Annotated in this window: 5 protein-coding genes; 3 read left to right on the top strand and 2 right to left on the bottom strand. The window is 65.4% G+C overall.

The features are described 5' to 3' along the window. Positions 1-400, bottom strand: a 400-nt coding sequence (modA, locus tag ACLP9N_RS29835; protein WP_442410743.1) for a molybdate ABC transporter substrate-binding protein, incomplete at its 3' end; no start/stop codon positions are given. A gap of 239 nt (positions 401-639) precedes the next feature. Here modA and ACLP9N_RS29840 point away from each other — a divergent pair. The 3 genes from ACLP9N_RS29840 (at position 640) to ACLP9N_RS29850 (ending at position 3,817) form a co-directional block, all read left to right on the top strand. Next, the gene (locus ACLP9N_RS29840; protein WP_442410744.1) at positions 640-1,317 is read left to right on the top strand and encodes an SDR family oxidoreductase; all 678 of its coding nucleotides are present in this window, start codon (positions 640-642) and stop codon (positions 1,315-1,317) included. Positions 1,318-1,356: 39 nt separating this feature from the next. Then, on the top strand, positions 1,357-2,277 hold the full coding sequence (locus ACLP9N_RS29845; protein ID WP_442410745.1) for an LLM class F420-dependent oxidoreductase: 921 nt from the start codon (positions 1,357-1,359) through the stop codon (positions 2,275-2,277). A gap of 151 nt (positions 2,278-2,428) precedes the next feature. Next, positions 2,429-3,817, top strand: a complete 1,389-nt coding sequence (locus ACLP9N_RS29850; protein WP_442410746.1) for an NAD(P)/FAD-dependent oxidoreductase — start codon at positions 2,429-2,431, stop codon at positions 3,815-3,817. On the opposite strand, the gene ACLP9N_RS29855 is transcribed toward ACLP9N_RS29850, so the two are convergent. Continuing rightward, positions 3,814-4,236 carry a PaaI family thioesterase gene (locus ACLP9N_RS29855; RefSeq protein ID WP_442410747.1) on the bottom strand — a complete coding sequence of 141 codons (423 nt, stop codon included), beginning with the start codon at positions 4,234-4,236 and terminating at the stop codon, positions 3,814-3,816. The genes ACLP9N_RS29850 and ACLP9N_RS29855 overlap by 4 nt on opposite strands. Between the last annotated feature and the right edge of the window lie 59 nt (positions 4,237-4,295).

A 4,295-nucleotide genomic window follows, 5' to 3' on the forward strand; every position in this document is an offset into this window, starting at 1 on the left:
GCGCGGTGACGATGACCAACGTGTTGGCGGCGAAGTTCGTCGGATTGCCGTCCACCAGTCCGGCCCTGACGACCGTGTCCATCTGCGCGGTATCCGCGGATGCGAAGACGTCGGCCGTCGCGCCCTGAGTCAACTGAGTCGCCAGCTCGGAGGAGCCCATGAATTCGAAATTGATGTCACTGCCGGGATTGTCGGTCTTGAATTGCTGACCGATCTTGGTGAACGAGGGCTTCAACGAGGCCGCGGCGTACACCGCGATCGTTCCGGAGGCCTGCGGGGAAGAAGACGACGCCGTCGGCGCCGACGAAGGCGATTTCGAACTGCACCCGAAAGTACCCGCCAGCAAGCCGACCACCAGCATCGTCCGTACCAAACCGGCCAGCACCCCGATCCGACGCATGGGTCAAACCCTAGCCCGACGTCATGGCGGAATAGTTACGAAAAACATCCGCGCGTCGTGGCGATTAAGATTTCCTTAAATAGCTACTGTCCAGTAACATCGATCCCGATCGATGCCACAAACATGCTGAGATCCCAGGCAACTAGAACCAGGTTCGTGCGCCGAGCGTGAAGCAAAAGCGCTGGTGAACTGCCAGGGTCTGGGTACTAGGTGAACACGAGGTTGAACACGAGGAGGTCATGGCAGTGGAGGTGCTGGTCACCGGCGGCGACACCGATCTGGGACGCGTGGTAGCCGAGGGCTTCCGCGATGACGGTCACAAAGTAACCCTGGTAGGTGCCCGTCGCGCCGACCTCGAGGTCGTCGCCAAGGAACTCGACGTGGACGCGATCGTCTGCGACACCAACGACCCGGCCAGCCTCACAGAAGTTCGCGGGCTGTTCCCCCACCACCTGGACACCATCGTCAACGTGCCGTCGCCGAGCTTCGACGCCGGTGACCCCCGCACCTACTCGCTATCCGACACCGCCAACGCATGGCGGAACACGCTGGACGCGACGGTGCTGTCGGCGGTGCTGACGGTCCAGGCCCTCGGTGATTACCTGCGGTCCGGTGGCTCGATCATCAGCGTGATGGCCGAAAACCCGCCCGCGGGCAGCGTCGACGCCGCCATCAAGGCGGCCCTGTCGAACTGGGTCGCCGGGCAAGCGGCCGTGTACGGGACTCGCGGCATCACGGTCAATGCCGTCGCCTGCGGGCGCAGCGTCCAGGCGGGCTACGACGGCCTGTCCCGCACACCGCCGTCCGTCGCGGCTGAGATCGCCCGACTGGCGCTGTTCCTCACCACCCCTGCGGCCCGCCACATCACCGGCCAGACGCTGCACGTCAGCCACGGCGCGCTGGCTCAGTTCGCCTGAGCCTCTTCCGCTTTCGGAGCCGAAGGTACGGTAGACACCGTGGCTATTCGGCTGGGATTCCAGATCCCCAACTTCTCCTACGGTACCGGTGTGGAAAAGCTTTTCCCGACGGTGATCGCCCAGGCCCAAGAGGCCGAGGCAGCGGGCTACGACTCGCTCTTCGTGATGGACCACTTTTATCAACTGCCGATGTTGGGAACGCCCGACCAGCCGATGCTGGAGGCCTACACCGCCCTGGGCGCGCTGGCGACCGCCACCGAGCGTCTGCAGCTGGGCACGCTGGTGACCGGCAACACCTACCGCAACCCGGCGCTGCTGGGCAAGGTCATAACCACGCTCGACGTGGTGAGCGGCGGTAGGGCGATCCTCGGTATCGGGGCCGGCTGGTACGAGCTCGAACACCAACAGCTCGGTTTCGAGTTCGGCACCTTCACCGACCGGTTCAACCGGCTGGAAGAGGCGCTGCAGATCCTCGACCCGATGATCAGAGGCGAGCGGCCCACGTTCTCCGGGGATTGGTACACCACCGAATCGGCGATGGCCGAGCCGCGCTACCGCGACCGCGTCCCGATCCTGATCGGCGGCGGCGGCGAGAAGAAGACCTTCGCGATCGCCGCCCGCTGCGCGGACCATCTCAACATCATCGCGGCGTTCGACGAGCTGCCGCGCAAGATGGACGCCGTCGCCGCCCGGTGCGAGGAGGCCGGCCGAGACCCGGCGACGCTAGAGACGAGTTTGATGCTGACCGTGATCGTCGACGAGAACCTCGATCCCGCCCGGCTTCCCGAGAACGTTAACAGGCGCATGGTGGCCGGCAGCCCGGCACAGGTCGCCGACCAGGTGCGGGATAAGGTACTTGACGTCGGTGTCGGCGGGGTGATCGTCAACCTGCCTAATGGCCACACGCCCGGTGTGATCACCACCGTCGCGGAGGCCTTGCGCCCGTTACTCGGTGTATAGGGGTGTAACGCAGGCCTGTCCGCACCCTCCCTTGTGGTTGATTACACACGCTTGCGGCTTGGGGTTGCCGACTGCGTTTGACTAGGCTGGAAAGGGTTACTAGCTAACTGCATTTCGCGCGTCGAGGAGATCCCGTCAGGAGCAGCCGAATATGAGCCCCCAGCCAGAAGTCACAGCTGAAGCAACGCGTCGTCACCGCGTGGTCATCATCGGTTCGGGGTTCGGCGGACTCAACGCGGCAAAGAAGCTCAAGCGGGCCGACGTCGACATCAAACTGATCGCCCGGACCACCCATCACCTGTTCCAGCCGTTGCTGTACCAGGTGGCCACCGGGATTTTGTCGGAGGGCGAGATCGCCCCGGCCACCCGCGTGGTCCTGCGCCGGCAGCGCAACGTCGAAGTGCTGCTGGGCAACGTCACCCACATCGACCTCGCCAACCAGCGCGTCGTCTCCGAACTGCTCGGCCACAGTTACGACACCCCCTACGACACCCTGATCGTCGCGGCCGGAGCGGGGCAGTCCTACTTCGGCAACGATCACTTCGCCGAATTTGCGCCCGGCATGAAGTCCATCGACGATGCGCTCGAATTGCGCGGCCGGATTTTGAGCGCGTTCGAGCAGGCCGAACGGTCCAGCGATCCGGAGCGGCGCGAGCGGCTGCTGACGTTCACCGTGGTTGGAGCCGGCCCCACCGGTGTCGAGATGGCCGGGCAGATCGCCGAGTTGGCCGGACACACCTTGAAAGGCGCCTTCCGGCGTATCGACTCGACCAGGGCGCGGGTGATCCTGCTCGACGCCGCCCCGGCGGTACTGCCGTCGATGGGCGAAAAACTCGGCCAGCGGGCGGCCGCGCGGCTAGAAAAGATGGGCGTGGAGATCCAGCTGGGTGCGATGGTCACCGACGTCGACCGCACCGGCATCACGGTCAAGGACTCCGACGGCTCCGAGCGGCGCATCGAATCGGCCTGCAAGGTGTGGTCCGCCGGAGTCCAGGCCAGCCGATTGGGCCGCGACCTCGCCGAACAGTCCGCGGTGGAGCTGGACAAGGCCGGCCGGGTCCAGGTGCAGCCGGACCTGTCGATCCCGGGATACCCGAACGTGTTCGTCGTCGGTGACCTGGCCGCCGTCGAGGGTGTGCCGGGGGTGGCGCAGGGCGCCATTCAGGGTGCCAAGTACGTCGCCAACACCGTCAAGGCCGAACTGGCCGGCGCCAATCCCGCCGAACGCGAACCGTTCCAATACTTCGACAAGGGCTCCATGGCGACGGTGTCGAGGTTTTCCGCATTGGCCAAGATCGGTCCGCTGGAATTCAGCGGCTTCATTGCCTGGCTGGCCTGGCTGGTGCTGCACTTGGTCTACCTCGTCGGTTTCAAGACCAAGGTCAGCACGCTGCTGTCCTGGACGGTGACGTTCCTGAGCACGCACCGCGGCCAGCTCGCCATCACCGAACAGCAGGCGTTTGCCCGAACGCGGCTCGAGCAGCTTGCCGAACTGGCCGCCGAGGCGCGAGATACGACGGTAACCAGGGCGGCCAGCTAACCCGTTTCGAGGTTCTGCAGTCGTACCTGGCCCCGTGCCACCATCCGGTCGCTGTCGTCGGTGATCGTCACCAGCCACAGCTGCTGGCGTCGGCCGCGGTGAATCGGCTCGGCGGTCCCGTAGACCATCCCCGAGCTGATGGACCGCAGAAAATCGGTGTTGTTGTTGACGCCGACCACATTGCCGCCGCCGCGGGTGGCGAGCCAGGTGAAGGCCGCCACGCTGGCCATGCTCTCGATCATCGAGCAGTAGACGCCGCCGTGCACCAGGCCCATCGGCTGCAGAAGCTTGGGCTGGACCTCCAGCTGCGCACGGGCGCCGTCGGGGGTGAGTTCGGTGAACTGCAGCCCCAACTCCTCGTCAAACGGCGCGGTGAAATGTGACGGGCTGGGCGCCTCTTGCGAGTCCGGCGGTTGCACGTCCCTGTGTTTACACCATCACGCGGTAGAAACGGGCGAGCCCCGTGCTGCACGGCACG

This window comes from Mycobacterium sp. (assembly GCF_052144515.1).
In the GTDB taxonomy this organism is placed as follows: domain Bacteria; phylum Actinomycetota; class Actinomycetes; order Mycobacteriales; family Mycobacteriaceae; genus Mycobacterium.